Genomic DNA, 23908 nt, shown 5'->3' with positions numbered 1-23908 from the left:
CGCGTGATTGGATGTTGATGTCAGGTGAAGACGAAGTGGACGGCGAGGATTGGCCCTCGGCAAAACAGGGAACATTGGAGCCAGCCGCTACGTTGAGCAGGACACCATGGAAGGAAAGAGGCCTCAAGTGACCACTGCAGTTGCCCCCAGTACCCCGCTGACGGCTGTGGACCGCTGCGACCGTTGCGGTGCTCAGGCCTACCTGCGCGTCGAGCTCTCCGGTGGCGGCGAGCTTCTCTTCTGCGCGCACCACGCCCGCGAGCACGGCGACAAGCTTCGCGAGATCGCAGTCCACGTCCACGACGAGACCGACCGTCTCACCGACCGTCCGTCCACGACCGCGGACAGCGATCGCTGATCCCGGTCCCCCGCTCTCACGAGGGCCCCGCACCGACCGGTGCGGGGCCCTCGTCGTGTGAAAGGGTGCGTCCGTGACTTCCGTGGAGATCCTCGTCGGCCTCGCGATCCTGGTCGGGCTCGTCGGCATCGTGGTCCCGGTCCTGCCCGGCTCGATCCTGATCCTCGCCGCCGTGCTGGTCTGGGCACTCGACACCGGCACCGGAACCGGCTGGTTCGTCTTCGCGCTCGTCACCACCCTGCTCGCCGTCGGTGCGGTGGTGAAGTACGTCGTCCCCGGCCGCGGTCTGCGGACCTCGGGAGTCCCCACCCGCTCCATCGTGGCGGGCGGGGTCCTCGCCATCGTGGGGTTCTTCGTCGTGCCGGTGATCGGCCTGTTCCTGGGCTTCGTGCTCGGGGTCTATCTCGCCGAGCTCCCGCGGGTCGGCCACGAGCGGGCCTGGCCGACCACGGTCGCCACGGTCAAGGCGGTGGGCCTGTCGGTCCTGGTCGAGCTGGTCGCCGCGCTGTTCGCGACGGCGGTCTGGCTCGTGGGCGCGCTGGCCAGCTGACCCCGTGGCGGTCGTGCTCGCGCTGCTCTCGGCGCTCGGCTACGGGCTCTCCGACTTCGTCGGCGGCCTGGTCTCACGGGCCGTGTCGCCCTGGTCGGTGGCAGTCGTGGGCCAGACCTCGTCCACGCTGTGCACGGCGGCCGTGGCGTTCATGGTCGCCGGCTCCCCCACGACCGGCCACCTGCTCTGGGCGCTGCTCGGCGGGATCGGCAGCGGCACGGGCACCGGGTTCCTCTACCGGGGCTTCGCCTCGGGGCGGATGGGGGTGGTGGCCCCGGTGTCGGCGGTCGGGGCGGCCGTCGTACCGGTCCTGGCGGGGACCGTGGCCGGCGAGCGGCTCTCCCTCGTGGTCTGGACCGGGATCGCGCTCGCCCTGCCCGGGATCTGGCTGGTCTCCAGCACCCCTGACGCTCTGGCCCGCGGTCGCGGCACGCGAGGGCGGGCCTCGCTCGCCGAAGGCGTCCTCGACGGTGTGCTGGCCGGGGTCGGGTTCGGGGTGCTGTTCGCCGCGCTCGGGCAGGTACCCGACAGCGCCGGCTTGTGGCCACTGGCTCTGGCGCAGGCGGTGTCGCTGCCGGCGGTGGTCGTGCTGGCCGTGCTCGTCGGGGGCGAGTGGGTGCCGCGGCAGCGGCGGACCTGGCTGGCCCTGCTCGCCGGTCCGCTCGGGGCAGGCGCGACCGCGGCGTTCCTGCTCGCCACCCAGGCCGGTTACCTAACCGTGGCCGGGGTGCTCACCTCGCTCTACCCGGCCACCACGGTGCTGCTCGCGGCGCTGGTGCTGCACGAGAGGGTGCACAGAGCCCAAGGCGTGGGCCTCGGGCTCTGTGCTGCTGCGATCGTCCTGGTGGCAGGTGGGTGAGGTTCAGCCTCGCTTCACCCAGGGGGTGAACTGACGAGGGCGGCCCAGCCAGTCCACCGCCGTGGTGGCCGGCTCGGAGCCCTCGGGGACGAGCTCGCCCCCGGTCTTCACCTCGACACGGACCCGGCCCGGGGCGCCGAGGCAGTCACGGTCGATCCGAATGACGGCAGTGTCCTTGGCGTAGTCGAGCCTCATGACGTAGCCGCACCGCATCGGCACGGCCTGCCGGCTGGCCGCCTTCCAGCCCCTGGCCCGCAACAGCCCGTAGTCGGCGCCCTCGAACGTGCCGCCCTGGAAGACGTACTCCGGCCCCTTGCGGGTGCGGTCGGTGTCGAGGAAGACCTCGATGCTGCTGCCGCTCTCGTAGGAGCGGACCAGGTCGTCGTGCACGACCTTGACCCGGACCTGGTCGTCGTTGACGACGCGGACGCGCTTGATGTCGGCGCCGTGCGCCAGGTCGCCCTTGTCGTCGAGGAAGACCCGGGTCTCCGCGGAGGCGGGCCCGGCCAGGGCGAGGGTGGCGGCGGCGACAGCGGTCCCGACGCCGAGACGGCGCAGCGTGGTGGTGATGGCGTTCAAGGTGGCTCCTGTGCTGGTCGACGGCGGAGTCCCCCGCCCGTCGTACGCCTCACCGTGAGGCGCTGCACCCAAGACGCGAACACCCCCGCCGAGGTTGCATTCCGGCGGGGGTGCTCGTCGTGCTGTCGGGGGACGGCGCGTCAGTCGAGGTAGTCGCGCAGCACCTGCGAGCGCGACGGGTGCCGCAGCTTCGACATGGTCTTGGACTCGATCTGCCGGATCCGCTCGCGGGTGACGCCGTAGACCTTGCCGATCTCGTCGAGGGTCTTCGGCTGGCCGTCGGTGAGACCGAACCGCATCGACACCACGCCGGCCTCGCGCTCGGAGAGCGTGTCGAGCACGGCGTGCAGCTGCTCCTGGAGCAGCGTGAACGACACGGCGTCGGCCGGGACGATCGCCTCGGAGTCCTCGATGAGGTCACCGAACTCGGAGTCGCCGTCCTCGCCGAGCGGCGTGTGCAGCGAGATCGGCTCGCGGCCGTACTTCTGCACCTCGATGACCTTCTCCGGGGTCATGTCGAGCTCCTTGGCGAGCTCCTCCGGGGTGGGCTCGCGGCCGAGGTCCTGCAGCATCTGCCGCTGGACGCGCGCGAGCTTGTTGATCACCTCGACCATGTGCACCGGGATCCGGATGGTGCGGGCCTGGTCGGCCATCGCGCGGGTGATCGCCTGCCGGATCCACCAGGTGGCGTAGGTGGAGAACTTGTAGCCCTTGGTGTAGTCGAACTTCTCGACCGCACGGATCAGACCGAGGTTGCCCTCCTGGATCAGGTCGAGGAAGAGCATGCCGCGGCCGGTGTAGCGCTTGGCCAGCGAGACCACGAGCCGGAGGTTCGCCTCGAGCAGGTGGTTCTTCGCGCGCCGGCCGTCCTCGGCGATCCACTCCAGCTCCTCGCGCGCCTTGTCGGAGAGCTTGGCGCCGGAGGCGAGCTTCTCCTCGGAGAACAGGCCGGCCTCGATCCGCTTGGCCAGCTCGACCTCCATCTCGGCGTTGAGGAGCGGCACCTTGCCGATCTGCTTGAGGTAGTCCTTGACCGGGTCGGCAGTCGCACCGGCGACCATGACCTGCTGGATCGGCTCGTCGGTGTCGTCGGCGGCGGAGATGACGAAGCCCTTGGACTCGTCCTCCTCCTCCTTGAGGGTCGGGTCGGTGGCGAGATCCTTCTCGAACTCCTCGTCGGGGACGTCGGGGAGCACCTTCTTGCCGTCGGGACCGACCGCCGGCGCCTCGGCGCCCGAGGCTGCCTTCTTGGCCGCGGCCTTCTTCGTGGTCGTCCTGCCCGCGGCGGGCTTCGCTGCCGGTGCGGCCTCGGTGTCCTTGGCAGCCGCCTTCTTCGCCGGCGCCTTCTTGGCCGGCGCCTTCTTGGCCGTGCTCGCCTTCACCGTGGACCGGCTGCTCGCGGCGGCCGCGACCTTCCGGGAGGTGGACTCGTCGGCGGAGAGTACGACGGTCACGCCCTCCTCGGTGAGGAAGCGCAGCAGCGCCTTGAGGTGCTTGCCGGAGATGGAAGCGGCCTCGCTCGTGTCACGCACCGCGTCGGAACTGACCTGTCCGGCTGCCTTGCCACGCTCGAGGAGGGCAACGACCTCGGGGTGGGCAAGGATGTCAGCGGGAAGCTTGCGGGACGTGCTCGTCGACACGAACTACCTCTCGTAAAACGGTTCGGGGGCGCGGCAGGGCCCGTACACGTCAAGAGCCGCACCGTCATTGTGACACGGGACCATGACAACCCAAGCCGATACCCGTCCAACTAGGCGCGCGCCTTGGCCTTCTGCTCCTTCTTGAAGGCGCGGACCCGCTCCAGCGACGCGTCGTCCACGACGTCGGCCACCGAGCGGAACGAGCCGGTCTCGGCGTAGTCGCCGGCGGCCTCCTCCCAGCCGTCGGGACGCACGCCGCGCTGCTTGCCCAGCAGGGCCACGAAGATCTGCGCCTTCTGCTTGCCGAACCCGGGAAGAGCCTGGAGCCGCCTGAGCAGGTCCTTGCCGCTGCTCGCCTCCTCCCACAGCCGCTCGGTGCGGCCGTCGTACTCCGCGACGACGTGGGCGGCCAGCGCCTGGATCCGGGCTGCCATCGAGCCGGGGAACCGGTGCACCGCCGGCGGGACACTGCACAGGTCGGCGAACCGCTCCGGGTCGGCGGCGGCGATCTCGGCCGGGTCGAGGGTGCCGAACCGCTCGAGCACCTTGGCCGGTCCGGCGAAGGCGCGCTCCATCGGGAACTGCTGGTCGAGGAGCATGCCGGTCAGCAACGCGAACGGATGCTCGTCGAGGACCTGGTCTGCCTGCGGGTCCTGCGCGATGCGAAGAGCCATGCCCCGAGTATCCCCTAGCCAGGACCACCGGCTCGGCCCGGCACCGGGACGGCGCCGTCACGGCGCCCCGCGCGGCTCCTCACGGCCGTCCAGCACACCGCTGAGCTCGTCGACCACCAGGAGGTCGTCGCGAACCTGCCCGGCCCGGAAGGAGGCCCGGGCGACCATGTGGCTGGCGATCGGCGAGGTGGCGAGCTGGAAGAGGACCACCACCACGAGCAGACCCAGTGTCACGGCGTCACGCAACCGCAGCTCCACGCCGAGCAGGACCAGCATCAGGCCGAGCACCTGCGGCTTGGTGGCCGAGTGGATCCGGCTCAGTAGGTCCGGGAAGCGGAGCATGCCGAGGGCCGCCACGAACGAGAGTGCCGCGCCCAGCAGCAGGCAGGCCGCAGAGGCGACGTCGGCGACGGTCGACCAGGTCATGGCCGGTCTCCTTCCACGGTCTGGCTCCCCTTGGAGAACGAGGCGACGCTCGCCGAACCGACGAAGCCCAGCAGGCTCAGGGTCAGGATGATCGGCAGTGTCGTCGCGTGCTGGTTCACGGCAGCCTCCAGGCCGAGGGCGCAGATGATCACCGCGACGAGCACGTCGAACGCGACGATCCGGTCGAGCATGGTGGGCCCCCACGCCATCCGCACCAGGACCATGGCCGCCGCGAGCGTGAGCAGCACGGTTCCGATGATCAGGACCACGCTCATCGAGCCGCCTCTCCTTCTTCTTGCCCGGTCTCCCGGTGCAGGGCGTCGACGCCCAGTGCGCGCACCACCCGGCGTTCGGTGGCCAGGACGTGTTCGCGGGCCGCCTCGACGCCCTCCGCGTCCTTCACGCCGAGCACGTGCAGGAACAGCGTGTGGCTGCTGCGGCGGGTCTCGATCACCACGCTGCCGGGGACGAGCGAGGTCATCTCGGCCACCAGGGTGAGGACCAGGTCCGACGGCGTCCTCAGGCTCACCTCGACGACGGCGTTGCGCAGCTCGCGGACGGTCAACGTGATCCATGCCACCTGGACGCTGGCGACGACGACGTCGTACAGGAACCGGAGCGCCAACCAGGCCAGCGCCACGGGGCGGATGCGCAGGTGTATCCGCAGCGGTGGAAGCGGGAAGACCAGCGACACCGACGCGGCGACCAGTAGGCCCCCGACCGCGTTGGCCACGCTGACTTCACCCCACAGCGACATCCACACGATCACGAGCCAGATCAGTGCGCTCGGCTGCAGCGCGCGGTACCTGGCCGGCCGGGTCGACCCGTCCCGACGCTCCTTGAGGACCGGGCTCACCGGACTCCTCCCGGGAGCACCGCGGTGACGTAGGGATCCCGCTCGCGCAGGTCGGCTGCGGCCCGGTCCGTGAACCCGAAGAGCGGTCCGGCGACGACCGTGAGGAGAAGACTGAGCCCGACCAGGGCGACCGTCGCCCCGGTCATGGTGGCGGGGATCCTCGAGGGAAGGTCATCGGCCTCGAGCCGCTGGTAGAGGTCGCGCTCCTCGCCCTCGTCGACGATCGTGCGTGCCTCGGCGAGCTCGCGCTCCCCGAACGTGGTGGGCCCGATCCGGACCCTCCCCCGGCGCCACGCGACTGGAGCGTGCTCGCCGGCAGCGCCGGTGTCCCCGTCAGGGGCCGAGCTCCGCAGCGCGCGGGCCGTCTCGTGGGCCTCCTCCGGCGTGCGCCAGAACGCCAGGCTCCAAGTCTTGGCGACGGCGTACAGCGTGAGGAGGCTGACGAGGACCGCAGCTACGACCACGGCGTAGGCCAGGGGGGTGCCGATCTCTACCGCTGCCGCGACGAGCCCCACCTTGCCGAGGAAGCCGGACATCGGTGGGATGCCCGCGAGGTTCATCGCGGGGACGAAGAACAGCACACCGAGCAGCGGCGCCAACCGAGCGACGCCGCCGAGTCGGAGAAGCGACGTGCTGCCGGCTCGGTGCTCGACGAGCCCCACCACGAGGAACAACCCGGTCTGGATGGTGATGTGGTGCAGGACGTAGAAGATCGCGGCGGACAGGCCGGCGACGGAGGCCAGGGCGACGCCGAAGATCATGTAGCCGATGTGGCTCACCAGCGTGAACGACAGCATCCTCTTGATGTCGGACTGAGCGATGGCGCCGAGGATCCCCACGACCATCGTCAGCAGGGCTGCGACCAGTAGGGGCGTGGTGAGCGGGCTGTCGGGGAACAGCAAGGTCTGCACGCGGAGGATCGCGTAGACACCGACCTTGGTGAGCAGCCCCGCGAAGACCGCGGTCACCGGTGCGGGAGCGGTCGGGTAGCTGTCCGGGAGCCAGAACGACAACGGGAAGACGGCGGCCTTCACCGAGAAGGTCGTGAGGAGGAGCAGCTGCAGCACCACTGCCGTTTCCGGCGGCAGGTCCGCGATCCGACCCGCCAGCTGGGCCAGGTTGAGGCTGCCAGTCGCGGCGTACACGGCTGCGATCGCGATCAGGAACAGCATCGACGACAGCATGTTGACGACCACGTAGATCGTGCCTGCCCGCACCCGGGACTCCGTGCCCCCGAGGGTGAGCAGGACGTAGCTGGCGAACAGCAGCATCTCGAAGCTGACGAACAGGTTGAACAGGTCACCGGCCAGGAAGGCGTTGGCGACGCCGGCGACCAGGACAAGGAACGACGGGTGGTAGACCGACAACGGGGCGCTCTCGGCCTCCTCGGTCATGCCCTGACCGACCGAGTACACGAGCACCGCGAGCGTCACCAGCGCCGACACCAGCAACATGATCGAGGCCAGCCGGTCGGCCACCAGGGAGATCCCGAGCGGCTCGGGCCAGGCACCGATCCGGAGCGCCTGGGGTCCCGACCGGTCCGCCTGGACGGCCAGCACAGCCGCGACGACCGCCACGGCCACCAGGGCGAGGATGCTGACCACCCGCTGGGCACGGGGTCGACCGCTGAGCACGAGCGTCAGCCCGGCACCGGCCAGGGGCAGGATCACTGGGAGCGGGACGAGTGCGTTCATCACGTTCGTTCCCCGGTCGGCACCTCGCCGGACTCCGCCTTGTCGGGTCCCTCGTCGCCGGCCTCGGTGAGGTCGAAGCTGTCGGAAACCTCATCGATGATCGCGAGCTTGCGGATCGCTGCGTCCTCGACGTCGTCCTGGACGTCGTCGTGACCGCTCAGCTGCCAGGACCGGTAGGCCATCGCCAGCATGAACGCAGTCGTGCCGAGGGTGATCACGATCGCCGTGAGTATCAGCGCCTGCGGCAGAGGATCGCTCATCGTCCGCGGATCGCTTTCGTCGACGATCGGCGCGCGCCCGGCCGGCCCCCCGGAGAGCAAGAGGGCGACGTTGACGCCGTTGCTCATCATCACGAGACCGACCAGCACGCGGGTCAGGCTGCGCTCGAGGAGCAGGTAGACGCCGCACCCGATCATCGCCGACGCGGCGATCACGAGGCTCAGGTTCGTGGTCATACGCCACCTCCGATGGCGGCTTCGGCCTCGCGCTCCTCACGCAGGATGTGCCGGTCGATGCCCGAGCCCAGGCTGCGCAGCAGGTCGAGCATGAGGCCCACGATCACGACGTAGACCCCGACGTCGAACAGCAGCGAGGTCACGAAGTGGATCTCGCCGAGCAGCGGCAGGTGCAGGTCGAAGACCGCACTCTGGAGCACCGTCCCGCCGAAGGCCAGGGGCAGCAGACCCGACCCCGTGGCCACGAACAGACCGATGCCCACCAGCACGCCCGCGTCGACCGGTGCGGCCTCGTCGAGCTCGTAGCGCCCGCCCGCGAGGTAGCGGACGAGCAGCGCCAGGCCGGTCACCAGCCCGGCCGCAAACCCACCACCGGGGTTGTTGTGGCCGCTGAAGAGCAGGTAGAGCGAGAAGACGATGATCGTGTGGAACAACAGCCGGGTGACCACCTCGACGATGATCGAGCGTCGTTCCGGCGAGAGGGTGCGCCCCGCCGGCAGCCAGACCCGGCGGCCTGGCGTGGTGGGCAGCTTCTCGACACCTGCCGGGTACGGGATCTCGTGGACGCGGCGGATGGAGGCGCCCCTTGTCTCGATGAAGAGCAGGCTCGCGACCCCTGTCGCGGCGGCCAGAAGTACGGCGAGCTCCCCCATCGTGTCCCAGGCACGGATGTCGACGAGAGTGACGTTGACGATGTTGTAGCCCCCGCCGAAGGCCACGGCCTCAGGAGCAAAGCCGACCGAGACCGGCTCGGCGGTCCGGGCGTTGGTCGACAGCAGCATGAAGCCCGCGACACCGAGTGCGACGAGAGCGCCGATGGCCATCCGCCAGTACCGGGTACGGGTCAGCGGCCGATCGGTGAAGTAGTCCGGCAGCCGGCGCAGCACCAGTACGAAGACGACGATCGTCACGGTCTCGACCAGCACCTGGGTCAACGCCAGGTCCGGTGCGCCATGCAGGACGAACAACAGCGCCGTGCCGTAGCCGGTGGTCCCGACGAGCACGACGGCCTTGAGCCGACGCCGGGACCGCGTGGTCAGGATCGCACCCACGACGATTCCTGCGGTCACGACCAGCTGGGCCGGAGAGTCCCACCAGGTGTACCGGAAGGGGCCGTCGACGGCGCGCGCCATTGCCGTGCCTGGCACCAGCACCAGCACGCTGAGGATGACGCCGAGGTAGATCGCCACCGAGCCGCGCTGGGTCCGCCCGGTCACCTCGACGGCCGCGCGGTCGAGCACCCGCACGGACCAGCGATACCCGCTCTCCGCACTGAACCGCTTCGGCAGCCTCGAGTCGAGGGCGGCGAGCGGCTCGCGCGCCCGGAAGATCAGGAGGCCGCCGGCCAGGGAAGCCACGGACATCCACAGCGGGATCCCGACGCCGTGCCACAGGCTGAGCTTCGGTTCGTGGGCACCGGCCGGCCACTGCTCGGCGTACGGTGCGAGCAGCCCCGTCACCTGGTCACCGGCGAAGCCCAGGGCGAGCGCCGAGGCTGCGAGCAGGGCCGGTGGCATGAGGAACCCGAAACCGGGTCGCTCCGCCCGGGTCGGCTCGACACCGGACTTGGCCGCGAACGCTCCCCACAGGAAGCGTGCGCTGTAGGCCACGGTCAGCGCCGAGCCGAGGACCAGACCGGCGGCGAGGGTCCATCCCGCCCACCCCGCCAGGCCGGTGCCGTCCCCGGACCGGGCGACGTCCACCACAGCGGTGAAGACACCCTCCTTGGCGACGAAACCCGACATCGGTGGGATGCCCGCCATGGAGGCACCCGCGAGTACGGCGACGCCGGCGACCCAGGGAAGCGAGCGCCAGAGCCCGGACAGCTGACGCAGGTCGCGCGTCCCGGCCCGCCGGTCGATGATCCCGACCACCAGGAAGAGCGTGGCCTTGAACAGCGCGTGGGCGCCCAGCATCGCGAGCCCCGCCAACGCCGCGGACCGAGTGCCGAGCCCGACGACGACGAGGAGGAAGCCCAGCTGGCTGACGGTGCCGAACGCGAGAAGCAGCTTGAGGTCGTGCTGGCCCAGCGCCCGCCAGCCGCCGACGAGCATGGTGAGCAGCCCCAGCGGGAGCAGCAGCTCGCGCCAACCGGGGACGTCGGCGAACGCGGGAGCCAGGAGCGCCACCAGGAAGACGCCAGCCTTCACCATCGCGGCGGCGTGCAGATACGCACTGACGGGGGTCGGCGCGGCCATCGCAGCGGGGAGCCAGAAGTGGAACGGGATCAGGGCGGACTTCGTCGCAGCACCGAGCAGCAGGAGCAGGACAGCGACCGTGACCACCGTGCCCGACGGCGGGCTGGCCAGCAGCACGCTGACCCGGAAGCTGCCTGCCTCGGCCCCGAGGAGGAGTACGCCGACCAGCATGGCGAGCCCGCCGAACGTGGTCACGATCAGGGCCTGCATCCCCGCCGCCCGGCTGGCGCGTCGAGCCGGGTTGTGGCCGATGAGCAGGAAGGAGAAGACGGTCGTGAGCTCCCAGAACACGTACAGCAGCAGGAGGTCGTCGGCGAGCACCAGTCCGAGCATGGCTCCGGCGAACGCCGTGAACGTGCCGGCGAAGCCGGCAAGACCAGGGGAACCGACGCTGAAGTACCAGGCACAGTAGGCCAGGACGAGCGCTCCCACACCGGTGACCACCAGGGCGAGCAGCCATTGGACGGTGGTCAGGCTCAGGGCTAGCTCCAGGCCTAGGCTCGGAACCCATGGGACCGTCGCGGTCGGGATCGAGCCGTCAGCGACGGCCGTCGCCTGGGCGATGGTCCACCCTGCCGCGATCGCCGGCACCAGCGCCAGGAGCAGGAACGCCCGGGGTCCCAGGACACGCACCACCCATGGAGCGACAGCAGCGGCGGCGAAGTGCGCGACGACCAGCGCGAGCACGCCGTCTCCCTCCGTCCGTCTGGGTCGATCCGGATCGTCACCCTGCCCGGCCCGGCAGCGACATGGGCAACGAGCCCGCGCTCACCCTATCGGCCTCACCTCGGCCTCGGCCGGGCCGTCAGGCAGCCTGCTGTCGTCGGCTCCTCGACCGCGTGCGCTCCCGGACCGACCGAGGGCGGCCCGGCACAGGCCGGACCGCCCCTCGGTCGACGGCAGTGGGCTACTCGGTGGCCTTGACCGCCAGGACCGGGCACGGCGCGTCCAGCAGGACCCGCTGGGCGTTGCTGCCCAGGATCAGCTTCCCGACGGGCGAGCGGCGGCGCAGGCCGATCACGATCAGGTCCGCCTTGACCTCCTCGGCCACGTTCACCAGGTCCTCGGCGGGGTCCATGCCGCGCACGAGCTGCCGCAGGTCGTGCTCGACGCCGTGCGACTCCAGCTCGGCCTTGACCTCCTGCAGCTGCGACTCGGACTCGATGGCGTCGTCGCGGTCGAACTCACGGCCGCCGCGGTGGGAGTTCACGACCACCAGCCGCGACCCCCTCAGCTTGGCCTCCTCGGCGGCGCGCCGCAGGGCGGCCTTGCCCTCCGGCTTCGGCACGTATCCCACCACGATGGTCCCCATCGACCGTCCTCTCTCTCACACGTGTCTGCGGTCCCCCGCGGCAGCGGCGAGGGTCACCTCGCACGCTACCGCAGGAGGGAGGACGTGCACCTGTGGATGGGGCACGACGCGACCGCGCGGACACGGGCAGGCTTGGCCCATGACCTCACCCGAGACCGCGGCGCTGCTTCGCCTGGAGGTCGGGCGGCTGCGCCGGCTCCAGCGTCGGCCCCGGTTCGACACCGTCGTGCACGTCGGCCGGCTCGACGGCGACGCACGCAGCTGTGCGGTGCGCTACGGCGATCCGGTGGTCGACGCCGGCACCCGGGTCGAGGTGGTGCTGGAGCTGCTGGCGGCACTGCCCGACGAGGTGGCAGCGTGTGTGTGGCTCACTCGTGCCGGCGAAGGCGGCTGCCAGGACGAGGACCTGGCCTGGCTGTCCGCGAGCACGCTGGCGTTCGGGGCGGTGTCGCGTGACCTCGAGGCGGTCTGGTCGCTGACCCGCAGCGGGTGGATCGACGTACGCACCGGCGAGGGCAGGACCTGGAAGCGGCTGCGGATCTGACCCGGCGGTTGCGTAGGCAGCGGAGCGACCGTCTCGGAACCCTCTACTCCCAGGTGTGCACCGGCTGGTTGGTGTGCATGTTGGTCCGGTACTCGTTGAGGGTCTGCCGCAGGGCCTCGGTGCGGTCGTCGCCGTCGCGCCACCGGCGATGGAACGCCTCGGAGAACCAGGAGGCGCCGTTGCGGCCTGTCAGGCAGCGCTGCTCGATGATCCCGAGCAGCCGGTCACGCTCCTCGGCCGCCACGCCCCAGGCGTCGAGACCGGCGCGCGCCATCGGCAGCAGCCGGCGCACGACGAGCTCGGTGGCGGGCACCTGGCCGATGCCGGGCCAGTAGACGTTCGCCTCGATCCCCTGCCGCGCCGCGACGTGGAAGTTCTCCTCGGCGGCGCTGAAGGACATCTGCGACCACAGCGGCCGCTCGTGCTCGGCGAGGGTGCGCACCAGACCGAAGTAGAACGCGGCGTTGGCCATCGTGTCGGCCACGGTGGGGCCGGCCGGCAGGACCCGGTTCTCCACCCGCAGGTGCGGAAGCCCGTCCACGGTGTCGTACACAGGACGGTTCCAGCGGTAGATCGTGCCGTTGTGGAGCCGTAGCTCGGAGAGCTCGGGCGTCCCACCGTGCTCGAGCACCTCGAGCGGGTCCTCGTCCTCGATGATCGGCAGCAGCGCAGGGAAGTAGCGGACGTTCTCCTCGAACAGGTCGAAGATCGAGTTGATCCACCGCTCGCCGAACCAGACGCGGGGGCGGACGCCCTGCGCCTTCAGCTCCTCGCTGCGGGTGTCGGTCGCCTGCTCGAACAGCGCGATCCTGGTCTCCGCCCACAGCTCCTTGCCGAGCAGGAACGGCGAGTTCGCGCCGAGGGCGAGCTGGATCCCGGCGATCGCCTGGGAGGCGTTCCAGTAGGCCGGGAAGTCGTCGGGGCTGACCTGCACGTGGAACTGGGTGCTCGTGCACGCCGCCTCGGGGACGATCGAGTCCGAGGTGGTGCGCAGCCGCTCGACGCCGGCGATGTCGATGGCCAGGTCCTCGCCGCGAGCGGCCAGGATCTGGTCGCTGAGCAGCTGGTAGCGGGGGTTGGGGCTCAGCGAGGCCGGGCTCATGTGTCCGGCGCCCAGCGTGGGCAGGATCCCGATCATCACCAGGTGCGCCCCCGCCTTGGACGCGCGGTCCTCGGCGCCGTTCAGGCAGCTGCGGATCTCCTGCTCGAAGTCGGTGAAGCCGTGCTGACTGAGCAGCTTCGGCGCGACGTTGATCTCGAGGTTGAACTGGCCGAGCTCGGTCACGAACTTCGGGTCGGCGATCGCCTCGAGCGCCTCGGCGTTCTTCAGTGCCGGTCGGCCGCTGTCGTCGACGAGGTTGAGCTCGATCTCCAGCCCCGTCATCGGGTCGTCGGTGTCGAACCGCGACTCCCGCAGCATCCGGGCGAAGACGTCGAGACACTGACGCACCTTCTCGCGGTACCTCGTGCGGTCCTCGCGCGAGAACTCGTGCTGACCGACCTCTTCGCCCATGCCGGAAGCCTAGAGCCAACCCGGTAGGCCGGCCCAGGAGCGCGCCCAGAACGCGACCGGGACCACCGATCGGCATCCGCGTCCTCGGACCCGGCGAGGCCCTCAGCCGGCGAACAGCGGCAGGTCGTCAGCGGCGATCGGGCGCCACGTCGACGGCGGGATGGCGCCCAACAGGGTCTGCGCCAGGAGTCCGGCCATGTGGTACCCGGGGTCCGCCTCGCGGCACCGGTCGACTGCGCACCACGCGAGCGCACCGTCACCGGAGAGCCACGCCGCGAAACCCAGCAGGCCTGCAGGCGCCGCGAGCAGGTCCAACGGCGTCCGCTGCACCACGTCACGCCACAGGTGGACGTGGTCCGGAGCGTTCTCCCGGGTCATCTCCGACCAGGCGACGTCGCGCACGTCGGCGCAGGTGAGGGCAGCCACCAGCCTGCCCACCTCGTGTGCGTCGAGCGGCTCACGGGTGACCAGGTAGCCGCGCACCCGGTCGCGCACCCAACGTCCCTCCGTGACGAGGTGCCGCCGGCGTCCGTGCAGCTCGCGCACACCGAAGGCGTCCCGGTCGGCGGTCTCCAGCCGGCGCGTCGCCTCGGCGGCCGCGGCGGCGACCGCGTCGACCTGGTCGAGGTCGACCGGCACCAGGGAGTCGACCAGCTCCTGGCGGCTGCGGAAGGTGACCTTGCCGTCGAGCACCGACTGGGCCGTGAACGGGTGCGTGCTGAGGTCGTAGGGCCGGCCCTCGGGCGGGCAGCAGTCGTCGTCGCAGTCCAGGGAGTACCACCTCCCTTCGTCGGCGCGGATCGCGACCACCACCTCGACACCGATCTCCGCGAGCACGTCGGAGAGCTGGTCGACGGCGTCCTCGGCCAGCAGCGGGTCGGCGGTGTAGGCGACCAGCGCGACCGTGTGCGCGCCGTTGCGCCGGGTCGCGGTGACCAGGATTGCGAGCGAGGCGTCGAGGACCTCGTCGTCGGCCATCAGGTCGACGCGGGCGTGCAGGTTGCTGCCCACGCCGGCCAGGGCGACCAGGACCAGCGAGTCCTGGGGGTGGAAGCCGATCACGCACGGCACCAGGGCCAGGAGGTCGGCAGGGGACTTGATGCGGAGTACGGAGTCGTTCATGAGGCAACGCTCCAGCACCGAGCGCCCCGTGTCCGGGGCCGTGCCGTGGGCTGTGGACGAGCCGGGTGAGCGCCGTACTTGTGGATCGGTGCCGGCCCGACGGGCCCGGAGTCCGGGGGCGTCGGCAGGCATGATGGGCCCGTGCGCGCCGACCCGACGATCCTCCACGTCGACCTCGACGCGTTCTTCGCCGCGGTCGAGCAGCGGGACAAGCCGTCGCTGCGAGGGAAGCCGGTCGTGGTCGGCGGGGTCGGCGGCCGGGGCGTGGTGGCGACCGCCTCCTACGAGGCCCGCGCCTACGGCGTCCGCTCGGCGATGTCGACGGCCGAGGCCCGGTCCCGCTGCCCGCACGCCGCCTTCCTCTCCGGCCGGTTCGACGCCTACCGCGAGGCCAGCGCCGCGGTCATGGGGCTGCTGCGTGAGCTCTCGCCGCTCGTGGAGCCGCTCTCGCTGGACGAGGCGTACGTCGACCTCGCCGCCGCCGATCTCGACGACCTCACGGTCGCCGGGGTCACCGCCGTCGCCGAGCAGCTCAAGCTCGACGTGCACCGGGTCACCGGGGGCCTGCACGGGTCGGTGGGCATCGGCACCTCCAAGCTGGTCGCCAAGATCGCCAGCGACCTGGAGAAGCCGGACGGGCTGGTGGTCGTCCCGCCGGGCGCTGAGCGCGACCTGCTGCGTCCGATGAAGGTGAACGTCATCCCCGGCGTGGGCCCGGCGACCGCCGAGCGGCTCAGACGCGCCGGCGTGCACACGGTCGCCGACCTGGAGCGGGTCTCCCTCGAAGAGCTGGTCCGGCTGCTCGGGCAGGCGCACGGCACCGGCCTGTACCACCTCGCCAGGGCCGAGGACGACCGCCCGGTGGTCGCGGAGCGCGAGGCGAAGTCGATCAGTGTCGAGGGCACCTACGACACCGACCTCGTCGACCGCCGCCTGCTGGAGGGGCTGCTGGAGCGGCAGGCACGCCAGGTGACCGAGCGGCTCCGCAAGGCTCGGCTCTCCGGGCGCACGGTCACCGTGAAGGTGCGGCTGCACGACTTCTCCACGCACACCCGCTCGACCACCCTGGCGGCGCCGACCGACGAGCCGCGAGTGGTCGCCCGGCTGGCGCGGTCACTGCTGGCCGAGGTCGACACCTCCGGCGGGGTGCGGCTGCTCGGGGTCGGGGTCTCGGGGCTCGCCGACTGGATCCAGGAGGACCTCTTCGCCGACCTCGGCCCCGAGCCCGAGCCGGAACGAGAGCCGGTCACCGACGAGGCGATCGAGCAGGTGACCCGAAGCCGCCGGTGGGCGCCGGGGATGGACGTGGTCCACGCCGAGCACGGCCCCGGCTGGGTGTGGGGATCGGGCCGCGGACTGGTGACGGTCCGGTTCGAGACCGCAGAGACTCCCCCGGGCCCGGTGAAGACGTTCCGGACCGACGACCCGGAGCTGACGCCGGTGCCGCGAGGCCGCTAGACCACCAGCCGCACCGACGCCCCGGGCCGCAGCTGCGCGCAGGTGCGGAGGTCCTCGGGGTGCACCACCGCCACCACCGGGTAGCCGCCGGTCGTCGGGTGGTCGTTGAGGAACACCAGCGGCTGCCCCGAGGCCGGGACCTGCACCGCCCCGAGCACGAGTCCCTCACTGGGCAGCTCGTCGTCCTGCCGGCGTGGGAGCGGAGGGCCTTCCAACCGCAGCCCGATCCGGTTGGAGTGCGAGGAGACCGTGTAGCTGCCCTCGGTGAGCCGCGCGAGGACGTCCTCGGAGAACCAGTCGACCCGGGGGCCCGGGATCACCCGGACCCGGACCGCGTCGGGATACCGGTGTACGACGGGCACGTCGACGCCGTGTGGGCTGCCCACCGGCGCTCCCAGCTCCAGCCGGTCCCCGGCTCGCAGCGGCGGTGGCCCGAGGCCGGACAGGGTGTCGGTCGACCGGGAGCCGAGCACCGGCGCCACGTCGAGCCCGCCCGCGAACGCGACATAGCTGCGCAGCCCGGAGGTGGCCGGCCCGACCCGCATGGTCTGACCTGCCGACACGTGCACCGGCTCGGCGAGCGGCCGGGGCCGCCCGTCGACGGTCACCGCCGCGGGTGCACCCGTGACCGCGACCACGGTGGAGCCCGACACCTGCACCGCGACCCCACCGAGCGTGGTCTCGAGGACGGCTGCGTCCACCGGGTTTCCGACGAGCCGGTTGGCGTAGCCGGCCGCCTCGAGGTCGAGCGCCCCGGCGCGGGGAACACCCAGGTGGGCGTACCCGCGACGGCCGAGGTCCTGCACGGTGGTGAGCGGCCCCGGGTCCTCGACGGTCAGGGACACCGTCACCGCCGTACCTCCACGAAACGCACCCTGGTCCCGGGCGCCAGCGTCGCGGGCTGCGGACGGGTCTCGTCCCACAACGGGAGGTCGGTGTGCCCGATCAGCCGCCAGCCTCCCGGCGACGGCGCCGGGTACACACCGGTGAACGTGTCGGCGAGACCGACCGCCCCGGCGGGCACGCGGGTGCGCGGCTCGGGCAACCGGGGGACGGCGCTCGGCAGCCCGTGCCCGGTGCAGTACGCGAAGCCGGGGGCGAACCCGCAGAACGCCACCACCATCTCGGTGGAGGTGTGCAGGTCGACCACCTCCTGGGTCGACAGGTCCCAGTGCCGGGCCACGTCGTCGAGGTCGGGACCGTCGTACACCGTCGGCACCTCCACCAGCGGGCCGCTGCCGGGTGCCGGCCCCGCCGACGCCTCGAGGTCCCAGCCGGCCAGCTCGGCCTCGAGCCGGTCGACGTCGGCCACCCCGGAGAAGAGGACCGTGCGGGCGGCGGGCACGACGTCGGCGGCAGCCACCCGGCGGCTCAGCGCCTCGTCGTAGAGCCTGGTGGCTGCAGCGGTGTCGGCGACCTCCGCGAGCAGCGAGTCCACCCCGACACGCAGCAGCCTCATGCGAAGCTCCGCAAGGTCAGCCCCGCGGTCTCCAGCGTGCGGCGGACCTCCGCGGCACTGCGGACGGCGGCCGGCGAGTCGCCGTGGACGCAGACGGACGCCACATCGCCGGAGCGGGCCATCTCCAGCGCGCGGGCAGCGATCACCGACGGCTGGTGGTGCACCGCGCCCGGCTGGTCGCGCGGGACGAGCCGACCCTCGGGGGTGTAGGCCCGGTCGGGGAAGCCCTCCCGGTGGATCTCCCGGCCCAGGGCGGCGGCGAGCTCGAGGAACAGCGAGCCGGGCAGGCCGAGGACGGGCAGGTCGCCGGACCCGGCCAGCACGGCACGAGCCTGCTCCTCGTCGTGCACCACCCGGTTGTAGAGCGCGCCGTGCGGCTTGACGTAGGACACCCGGGTGCCGCAGGCGCGGGCGATCTCGTCGAGCAGCCCGACCTGGTGCGCGACCTGCTCGCGCAGTGTCTCGAAGGGCACGTCGAGGTGGCGACGACCGAAGTTCTCGCGGTCGTCGTACGACACCTGCGCCCCGACTGCGACGCCTCGAGCCGCCGCCTCCGTACACACCGCGCGCATGATCGGCTCGTCGCCGGCGTGGTAGCCGCAGGCGACGTTGGCACTGGTCACCAGCGCGAGCAGCCCGATGTCGTCGGTGACGCCCTCGCCGAGGTCGGCGTTGAGGTCGATCGTGTCCACCCGTCCACGGTAGGCGATGCCTCCGCGGGTTAGGCTCGCCGCGTGTCAGAGCCGACCCACGCCCGTCCCGTCGAGACCCCACGCACCGAGATCACGCCGCCCGTGGCGAAGAAGGTGCCGTTCGAGCGGACCTTCCACGGTGACACCTTCGTCGACGAGTACGAATGGCTGCGGGACAAGGACTCGCCGGACACGCTCGCCTACCTCGAGGCCGAGAACGCCTACACCGAGCAGGCCACCGCACATCTCGCCGAGCTGCGCGAGGCGCTGTTCGAGGAGATCCGGGCGCGCACCCAGGAGACCGACATGTCGGTCCCGGTCCGGATCGGCGCGTACTGGTACTACAGCCGCTCGATCGAGGGCAAGCAGTACGGGATCAGCTGCCGCTGCCCGGTCGACTCCCCCGACGACTGGACCCCGCCGGTGCTGTCGCCGGACACGGAGGTGCCGGGCGAGGAGTGTCTGCTCGACCTGAACGAGCTGGCCGAGGGACACGAGTTCTTCTCGCTGGGCGCCTCGTCGGTGAGCCCGGACGGGACCCTGCTCGCGTTCAGCGTGGACACCGTCGGCGACGAGCGCTTCCTGCTGCAGGTCAAGGACCTGCGCACCGGTGAGCTGCTCCCCGACCAGATCCCCGACACCGCCTACGGCGCCACCTGGTCGGTGTGCGGCGGGCACCTGTTCTACACCACCGTGGACGAGGCGTGGCGGCCGCACAAGGTGTGGCGCCACCGGATCGGCACCGGCCCGGACCAGGACGTGATGGTCCTGCACGAACCCGACGAGCGGTTCTGGGTGTCGGTGGGCCGCACCCGCAGCGACCGGTTCCTGGTGATCGGGCTCGGCTCGAAGACCACCAGCGAGTACCGCGTGCTGGACGCCGCCGACCCCACGGGAGAGTTCCGGGTCCTCGCACCGCGACGGCAGGGCGTGGAGTACGGCGTGGAGCACGCCGTGATCGCCGGTGAGGACTGCTTCCTGGTCCTCCACAACGACGGCGCCCAGAACTTCACGCTCGCCCGGGCCCCGATCGACGCGACCAGCCACGAGGACTGGGAGCCGCTGTTCGAGTACGACCCCGCGGTCCGGCTCGAGGACGTCGAGGCGTTCGAGAGCCACCTGGTCGTGCACGAGCGCAAGGACGGGCTCACCCAGCTGCGCGTGATCACCCTCGACGACACCGGGCTGGGCGAGGACTTCCTGGTCCACTTCGGGCACCCGGTCTACACCGTCGGGGCCGGGGCGAACCCGGAGTTCCACCAGCCGCGGGTCCGGTTGGGCTATACCACGCTCGCCACTCCCCCGGCGGTCTACGACTTCGACGTCGCCACCCGGGAGCTGATCCTGCTCAAGCAGATGCCGGTGCTCGGTGACTACGACCCCGACCGCTACGAGCAGCACCGTGAGTGGGCCGTCGCCGAGGACGGCGCGCGGGTCCCGATCTCGATCGTGTGCCCCAAGGACGCGCCCCGCGACGGCACCATGCCGATGCTGATCTACGGCTACGGCTCCTACGAGTCCTCCACCGACCCCTTCTTCACCATTTCCCGCCTCTCGCTGCTGGACCGCGGGGTCGGCTTCGCGATCGCCCACGTGCGCGGCGGCGGCGAGATGGGCCGGCGTTGGTACGACGAGGGCAAGCTGCTGCTGAAGAAGAACACCTTCACCGACTTCGTGGCCTGCGCGCGGCACCTGGCCGACACGGGCTGGACCGGACCGGACCGGCTGGTCGCCGAGGGCGGCAGCGCCGGAGGCCTGTTGATGGGCGCCGTCGCGAACATCGCTCCCGACGCGTTCCGGGGGATCCTGGCCGACGTCGCCTTCGTCGACGCGCTCACCACGATCCTCGACCCGACGCTCCCGCTGACGGTGGTGGAGTGGGAGGAGTGGGGCAACCCGATCGAGGACCCCGAGGTCTACGAGTACATGAAGTCCTACTCGCCGTACGAGAACGTCGAGCACAAGCGTTACCCGGCGATCCTCGCCGAGACGTCGCTGCACGACACCCGGGTGCTCTACGTGGAGCCGGCGAAGTGGGTCGCCAAGCTGCGCGCCACGGCGGCCGAGCCGCAGGACTTCCTGCTCAAGACCGAGATGGCCGCCGGCCACGGTGGAGTCAGCGGCCGCTACAACGCCTGGCGTGACCGTGCGTTCAGCTACGCCTGGGTGCTCGACAAGCTCGGCCTCGCCTGACGCGCTTCACCGCTCCTGAAAGTTCCCTGAGAACCTGCACCTTTTCCGCCGAACCGGCAACTTCCGGGCTCCCCCACCCGTCGTAACCCTCGCAGGCAAACGAACCTGCGACGCACAGGCGGATTCGGGAATCTGTGCGAACACATGTTCGTTGGGATGAATACAGGTGCTACCTAGGGGTAAGCGCTTGGGGAGAGGAAGGGAGCGCACGTGGCTACGAGTCGTCCGCACACGCGCGAGATCGAGGGTCGTGACAGCGTCGGGCTGTACCTCGACGAGATCGCGCGTACTCCGCTGCTCGACGCTATCACCGAGGTAGAGCTGAGCAAGACCATCGAGGCAGGGCTGATGGCGCAGCACCTGCTCGACACCGGCAGGGTCGGACGCCGCCAGGGCGGCGCCCCCAAGCAGGCAACCCAGGAGGAGCTCGAGTGGCTCGCCGCCGAGGGGCAGCGCGCCATCCAGCAGTTCATCACCGCGAACCTCCGGCTGGTCGTGTCCATCGCGAGGAAGTACGGCCGCAGCGCGATGCCGATGCTCGACCTCGTCCAGGAGGGCAACACCGGTCTGATCCGGGCGGTGGAGAAGTTCGACTACGCCAAGGGCTACAAGTTCTCGACCTACGCGACCTGGTGGGTCCGTCAGGCGATCACCCGTGGCATCGCCCAGCAGGCCCGCGTCGTACGCCTCCCGGTGCACGTCGTCGAGGAGCTCAACCAGGTCGGCGGCGCCCGCCGTACCCTCGAGCGCCAGCTGGGACGCGAGCCCGAGCCCGAGGAGATCGCAGCCGAGCTCGGGATGGACCTCGAGCGGGTGATCGACCTGATCACCTGGGGCCGCGAGCACGTCAGTCTCGACACACCGATCGACGAGAACGGCGACACCTCGCTCGGTGACCTGATCGCGCAGGAGACCACGCCGGGCCCCGACGCGACGGTGCTCGACACCGAGTCGCGGGACCGGCTCTCCCGGCTGGTGGAGCTGCTGGACGACCGGGCCGCCGACATCATCCGGTCGCGCTACGGCCTCGTCGACGGCCGGCAGCACAAGCTCGCCGACATCGGTGCCAAGCACGGCATCTCGGCGGAGCGGGTGCGCCAGCTGGAGCGCGAGGCGATCGCCAAGCTGCGCCAGCTCGCCGACCCCGACCTCGCTGCCTGAGACCTGATCGATCCCTGCCGGCTGGTCGAGCCCGTCGAGACCTACCCGCTGGTCGAGCCCGTCGAGACCTACCCGCTGGTCGAGCCCGTCGAGACCTACCCGCTGGTCGAGCCCGTCGAGACCTACCCGCTGGTCGAGCCCGTCGAGACCAGTTCCTCGAAGACCTCCGTGACACGCTCACGGAGGTCTCCGAGCGTTCCGGTGTTGTCGATCACGTGGGTGGCCACGGCGAGCCGCTGCTCGCGCGTCGCCTGCGCCGCGATCCGGGCCAGCGCGTCCTCGCGGGTCATCCCGCGCAGCCGCACCATCCGCTCGACCTGGGTCTCCACGGGTACGTCGACCACCACCACCGCGTCGAAGGTGCCGGCCTGACCCGTCTCGGCGAGCAGCGGGATGTCGTGCACCACCACCGCATCGGCACCCGCAGTCGCCTCGAGCTCGGCGCTGCGCGCCCGGATCAGCGGGTGCAGGATCGCCTCGAGCCGGCGCCGGGCCTCCTCATCGGCGAACACGATCGCCCCCAGGGCCGGACGGTCCAGCTCTCCCTCGGCCGTGAGCACCCCCGGGCCGAACTCGGCGACGACGGCTGCCAGTCCCGGCGTCCCCGCTGCCACCACCTCACGTGCCAGCTGGTCGGCGTCGATCACGACCGCCCCCAGCTCGCGCAAGATCGCCGACACCGTGCTCTTCCCCGAGGCCACTCCCCCGGTCAGGCCGACCCGCAGTCCACTCACGCGGCGCAGTATCGCAGGACGGCACCGGGTGTTGCGAAACGGTCGGTGCCGGCTGCAAGGATCCCACCATGACGACCACCTACCTCACCGCGACCACGCTCGACGGGTTCATCGCGACCGAGGACAACAGCCTGGAGTGGCTGTTCCAGCTCGAGGGCTCGGACCTCGACGAGGGTGTCGACGACGGCAATCCCTACCACGAGTTCATCGCCGGGGTCGGTGCCCTGGCGATGGGCGCCACCACCTACGAGTGGCTCCTCGAGCACGCACCCGACGAGTGGGGCTACGAGATGCCTGCGTGGGTGTTCACCCACCGCGACCTGCCACGCGTGGACGGCGCAGACATCCGGTTCACCGCCGACGACCCCGCCGCGGTCCACGCGCAGCTGGTCGAGGCCGCCGGCGGCAAGGACGTCTGGCTCGTCGGCGGCGGGGGCCTCGTGGGCCAGTTCGCCGACCGCGACCTGCTCGACGAGATCTGGGTCAGCATCGCACCGCTGGTCCTGGGACGCGGCGCGCCGCTGCTGCCGCGCCGGCGGACCGAGCCGATGCGCGTGCTGGAGGTCCGCCACGTCGCGGGCGGGCCGTTCGTGCACGTGCACTACTCGTTGCGCTGAAGCTCGTCCCACTCGAAGCGGAACGCCTCCGCGGCGCCGCCGACGACGGAGACGGTGACCGGCTCCAGGCCGGCCGCGTCCACGTCCGACCGGGCCAGCGGCCCCTCGGTTGCGGTGTAGGAGAGCACCCACCAGACCTGGTCGACGTCGCCCTCGCTGCTGACGAACCGTGCGCGCTCGGTGTGCTCGTCGGGGAACGTGTAGGCCAGCTCCTGGACCGGCCACGGCAGTAGTCCGGCGGCGACGTGTCGGCCCCCGCCCGGGACCGGTGCCGAGGTCAGTGCCAGCGCGGACCGGTCGAACTCGCCGACGCCGTCCGCTGCGGCGACGAGTGCCGCTTCGCCGGCCGCCATGTCGCAGACCGCCCAGCGCTCGCCTGCGGTCCAGAACGTCGTGGTGCCGGCGGCGTCGGTGCTCTGGGCGACCTGGGCGAGCCCCGGTCCCACGATGTCCTCGCACGCGGCGGCGGCCGTCTCGTCCCACGGCTGTCCGCCGGACGGGGTCTCCCCGGCCGAGGGCACCGGGTCGATCTGCACGTCGCCGGGATCCACCTCGGGCGGCGCCGGAGACTCCTCGGTCTCCGCGGCCGAGAGCACGGCTCGCGCCGGGGGGTCGGCCTCCTCGGCGGGGGCGGCGCAGGCGCCGAGCGTGAGCACGCCGGACGCCGCCAGGACCAGCGCGCGTCTGCGCACGCGTCCGTCGCGGGCGCCGCCTGACGGCACGTCTCGCAGCGTCATCCAGACCCCCAGTGACGTTGTGTGCAACCCCCGGCCGGACGGGGTCCCACACCCGCCGGCCACCTGTTACCTCCCAG

25 protein-coding genes are annotated in these 23908 nt (G+C 71.3%); 8 read left to right on the top strand and 17 right to left on the bottom strand.

Annotated elements, in window-relative coordinates; translation table 11 throughout:
* Positions 1–106 precede the first annotated feature (106 nt).
* The 3 genes from ACYVIH_RS17230 to ACYVIH_RS17220 all read left to right on the top strand — a co-directional run bounded on the left by ACYVIH_RS17230 (position 107) and on the right by ACYVIH_RS17220 (position 1767).
* Positions 107–358, top strand: a complete 252-nt coding sequence (locus ACYVIH_RS17230; protein WP_460870730.1) for a DUF7455 domain-containing protein — start codon at positions 107–109, stop codon at positions 356–358.
* 73 nt (positions 359–431) lie between these two features.
* Complete coding sequence (locus ACYVIH_RS17225) at positions 432–908, top strand: DUF456 domain-containing protein (protein WP_460870729.1); 477 nt, start codon at positions 432–434, stop codon at positions 906–908.
* Between the two features lie 4 nt (positions 909–912).
* Positions 913–1767: an EamA family transporter gene (locus ACYVIH_RS17220; protein WP_460870728.1), complete on the top strand. Its 855-nt coding sequence runs from the start codon at positions 913–915 to the stop codon at positions 1765–1767.
* Positions 1768–1770: 3 nt separating this feature from the next.
* Here ACYVIH_RS17220 and ACYVIH_RS17215 read toward each other — a convergent pair whose 3' ends face one another.
* The 10 genes from ACYVIH_RS17215 to ACYVIH_RS17170 all read right to left on the bottom strand — a co-directional run bounded on the left by ACYVIH_RS17215 (position 1771) and on the right by ACYVIH_RS17170 (position 11601).
* Entirely contained in the window at positions 1771–2346 is a 576-nt protein-coding gene (locus tag ACYVIH_RS17215) for a hypothetical protein (protein WP_460870727.1), read from the bottom strand.
* 140 nt (positions 2347–2486) lie between these two features.
* Positions 2487–3827: an RNA polymerase sigma factor gene (locus ACYVIH_RS17210; RefSeq protein ID WP_460870749.1), complete on the bottom strand. Its 1341-nt coding sequence runs from the start codon at positions 3825–3827 to the stop codon at positions 2487–2489.
* Positions 3828–4096: 269 nt separating this feature from the next.
* Entirely contained in the window at positions 4097–4660 is a 564-nt protein-coding gene (locus ACYVIH_RS17205) for an HhH-GPD-type base excision DNA repair protein (protein ID WP_460870726.1), read from the bottom strand.
* A 57-nt stretch (positions 4661–4717) separates the two neighbouring features.
* Positions 4718–5086, bottom strand: a complete 369-nt coding sequence (gene mnhG, locus ACYVIH_RS17200; protein WP_460870725.1) for a monovalent cation/H(+) antiporter subunit G — start codon at positions 5084–5086, stop codon at positions 4718–4720.
* Positions 5083–5361: a monovalent cation/H+ antiporter complex subunit F gene (locus ACYVIH_RS17195; RefSeq protein WP_460870724.1), complete on the bottom strand. Its 279-nt coding sequence runs from the start codon at positions 5359–5361 to the stop codon at positions 5083–5085. The genes mnhG and ACYVIH_RS17195 overlap by 4 nt, the downstream gene beginning before the upstream one ends.
* Positions 5358–5942, bottom strand: a complete 585-nt coding sequence (locus ACYVIH_RS17190; RefSeq protein ID WP_460870723.1) for a Na+/H+ antiporter subunit E — start codon at positions 5940–5942, stop codon at positions 5358–5360. The genes ACYVIH_RS17195 and ACYVIH_RS17190 overlap by 4 nt, the downstream gene beginning before the upstream one ends.
* Positions 5939–7636, bottom strand: a complete 1698-nt coding sequence (locus ACYVIH_RS17185) for a Na+/H+ antiporter subunit D (protein ID WP_460870722.1) — start codon at positions 7634–7636, stop codon at positions 5939–5941. The genes ACYVIH_RS17190 and ACYVIH_RS17185 overlap by 4 nt, the downstream gene beginning before the upstream one ends.
* Complete coding sequence (locus ACYVIH_RS17180) at positions 7636–8091, bottom strand: Na(+)/H(+) antiporter subunit C (protein ID WP_460870720.1); 456 nt, start codon at positions 8089–8091, stop codon at positions 7636–7638. Before ACYVIH_RS17180 ends, ACYVIH_RS17185 begins: the two co-directional genes overlap by 1 nt.
* Positions 8088–10976 (bottom strand): Na+/H+ antiporter subunit A, encoded by a 2889-nt coding sequence (locus tag ACYVIH_RS17175; RefSeq protein WP_460870719.1) that lies wholly within the window; start codon positions 10974–10976, stop codon positions 8088–8090. The genes ACYVIH_RS17180 and ACYVIH_RS17175 overlap by 4 nt, the downstream gene beginning before the upstream one ends.
* A gap of 220 nt (positions 10977–11196) precedes the next feature.
* Positions 11197–11601: a universal stress protein gene (locus tag ACYVIH_RS17170; protein WP_460870718.1), complete on the bottom strand. Its 405-nt coding sequence runs from the start codon at positions 11599–11601 to the stop codon at positions 11197–11199.
* Between the two features lie 139 nt (positions 11602–11740).
* Between ACYVIH_RS17170 and ACYVIH_RS17165 the strand changes: the two genes are divergently transcribed.
* Positions 11741–12145 carry a hypothetical protein gene (locus ACYVIH_RS17165; protein ID WP_460870717.1) on the top strand — a complete coding sequence of 135 codons (405 nt, stop codon included), beginning with the start codon at positions 11741–11743 and terminating at the stop codon, positions 12143–12145.
* Positions 12146–12188: 43 nt separating this feature from the next.
* Here the strand turns inward: ACYVIH_RS17165 and ACYVIH_RS17160 are convergent, their stop codons facing one another.
* Positions 12189–13658, bottom strand: coding sequence for a glutamate-cysteine ligase family protein (locus ACYVIH_RS17160; protein ID WP_460870715.1), 1470 nt, complete (start codon positions 13656–13658; stop codon positions 12189–12191).
* A gap of 102 nt (positions 13659–13760) precedes the next feature.
* The gene (locus ACYVIH_RS17155; RefSeq protein ID WP_460870714.1) at positions 13761–14780 is read right to left on the bottom strand and encodes a DUF4192 domain-containing protein; all 1020 of its coding nucleotides are present in this window, start codon (positions 14778–14780) and stop codon (positions 13761–13763) included.
* Positions 14781–14921: 141 nt separating this feature from the next.
* On the opposite strand from ACYVIH_RS17155, the gene ACYVIH_RS17150 reads away from it, so the two are divergent.
* Positions 14922–16238 carry a DNA polymerase IV gene (locus tag ACYVIH_RS17150; RefSeq protein WP_460870713.1) on the top strand — a complete coding sequence of 439 codons (1317 nt, stop codon included), beginning with the start codon at positions 14922–14924 and terminating at the stop codon, positions 16236–16238.
* Here ACYVIH_RS17150 and ACYVIH_RS17145 read toward each other — a convergent pair.
* From ACYVIH_RS17145 to ACYVIH_RS17135, 3 genes are read right to left on the bottom strand one after another with little or no spacing between them, the layout of a single operon-like run.
* Positions 16235–17089 carry a 5-oxoprolinase subunit C family protein gene (locus tag ACYVIH_RS17145; protein ID WP_460870712.1) on the bottom strand — a complete coding sequence of 285 codons (855 nt, stop codon included), beginning with the start codon at positions 17087–17089 and terminating at the stop codon, positions 16235–16237. The genes ACYVIH_RS17150 and ACYVIH_RS17145 overlap by 4 nt on opposite strands.
* On the bottom strand, positions 17086–17697 hold the full coding sequence (locus tag ACYVIH_RS17140; RefSeq protein ID WP_460870711.1) for a 5-oxoprolinase subunit B family protein: 612 nt from the start codon (positions 17695–17697) through the stop codon (positions 17086–17088). Before ACYVIH_RS17140 ends, ACYVIH_RS17145 begins: the two co-directional genes overlap by 4 nt.
* A complete protein-coding gene (locus tag ACYVIH_RS17135) occupies positions 17694–18389 on the bottom strand; it encodes a LamB/YcsF family protein (RefSeq protein ID WP_460870710.1) in 696 nt (231 codons plus the stop codon). The genes ACYVIH_RS17140 and ACYVIH_RS17135 overlap by 4 nt, the downstream gene beginning before the upstream one ends.
* 42 nt (positions 18390–18431) lie before the next feature.
* Between ACYVIH_RS17135 and ACYVIH_RS17130 the strand changes: the two genes are divergently transcribed.
* On the top strand, positions 18432–20582 hold the full coding sequence (locus ACYVIH_RS17130) for a S9 family peptidase (RefSeq protein ID WP_460870709.1): 2151 nt from the start codon (positions 18432–18434) through the stop codon (positions 20580–20582).
* 210 nt (positions 20583–20792) lie between these two features.
* Complete coding sequence (locus ACYVIH_RS17125; RefSeq protein ID WP_460870708.1) at positions 20793–21743, top strand: sigma-70 family RNA polymerase sigma factor; 951 nt, start codon at positions 20793–20795, stop codon at positions 21741–21743.
* A gap of 122 nt (positions 21744–21865) precedes the next feature.
* Here the strand turns inward: ACYVIH_RS17125 and coaE are convergent, their stop codons facing one another.
* Complete coding sequence (gene coaE / locus ACYVIH_RS17120; protein ID WP_460870748.1) at positions 21866–22468, bottom strand: dephospho-CoA kinase; 603 nt, start codon at positions 22466–22468, stop codon at positions 21866–21868.
* 77 nt (positions 22469–22545) lie between these two features.
* Between coaE and ACYVIH_RS17115 the strand changes: the two genes are divergently transcribed.
* Positions 22546–23094 carry a dihydrofolate reductase family protein gene (locus ACYVIH_RS17115; RefSeq protein WP_460870707.1) on the top strand — a complete coding sequence of 183 codons (549 nt, stop codon included), beginning with the start codon at positions 22546–22548 and terminating at the stop codon, positions 23092–23094.
* On the opposite strand, the gene ACYVIH_RS17110 is transcribed toward ACYVIH_RS17115, so the two are convergent.
* Entirely contained in the window at positions 23079–23831 is a 753-nt protein-coding gene (locus ACYVIH_RS17110) for a hypothetical protein (protein ID WP_460870706.1), read from the bottom strand. The two genes, ACYVIH_RS17115 and ACYVIH_RS17110, sit on opposite strands and share 16 nt — an antisense overlap.
* Between the last annotated feature and the right edge of the window lie 77 nt (positions 23832–23908).

This window comes from Nocardioides pakistanensis, assembly GCF_054781215.1.
This window is presented reverse-complemented; position numbering and strand designations above follow the sequence as displayed.

Coding starts and splice junctions, on each gene's coding strand:
- ACYVIH_RS17230 (WP_460870730.1), top strand. CDS start 107: ATGGAAGGAAAGAGGCCTCAAGTGACCACTGCAGTTGCCCCCAGTACC.
- ACYVIH_RS17205 (WP_460870726.1), bottom strand. CDS start 4,660: ATGGCTCTTCGCATCGCGCAGGACCCGCAGGCAGACCAGGTCCTCGAC.
- mnhG (WP_460870725.1), bottom strand. CDS start 5,086: ATGACCTGGTCGACCGTCGCCGACGTCGCCTCTGCGGCCTGCCTGCTG.
- ACYVIH_RS17195 (WP_460870724.1), bottom strand. CDS start 5,361: ATGAGCGTGGTCCTGATCATCGGAACCGTGCTGCTCACGCTCGCGGCG.
- ACYVIH_RS17185 (WP_460870722.1), bottom strand. CDS start 7,636: ATGAACGCACTCGTCCCGCTCCCAGTGATCCTGCCCCTGGCCGGTGCC.
- ACYVIH_RS17180 (WP_460870720.1), bottom strand. CDS start 8,091: ATGACCACGAACCTGAGCCTCGTGATCGCCGCGTCGGCGATGATCGGG.
- ACYVIH_RS17170 (WP_460870718.1), bottom strand. CDS start 11,601: ATGGGGACCATCGTGGTGGGATACGTGCCGAAGCCGGAGGGCAAGGCC.
- ACYVIH_RS17165 (WP_460870717.1), top strand. CDS start 11,741: ATGACCTCACCCGAGACCGCGGCGCTGCTTCGCCTGGAGGTCGGGCGG.
- ACYVIH_RS17160 (WP_460870715.1), bottom strand. CDS start 13,658: ATGGGCGAAGAGGTCGGTCAGCACGAGTTCTCGCGCGAGGACCGCACG.
- ACYVIH_RS17155 (WP_460870714.1), bottom strand. CDS start 14,780: ATGAACGACTCCGTACTCCGCATCAAGTCCCCTGCCGACCTCCTGGCC.
- ACYVIH_RS17140 (WP_460870711.1), bottom strand. CDS start 17,697: ATGAGGCTGCTGCGTGTCGGGGTGGACTCGCTGCTCGCGGAGGTCGCC.
- ACYVIH_RS17115 (WP_460870707.1), top strand. CDS start 22,546: ATGACGACCACCTACCTCACCGCGACCACGCTCGACGGGTTCATCGCG.
- ACYVIH_RS17110 (WP_460870706.1), bottom strand. CDS start 23,831: ATGACGCTGCGAGACGTGCCGTCAGGCGGCGCCCGCGACGGACGCGTG.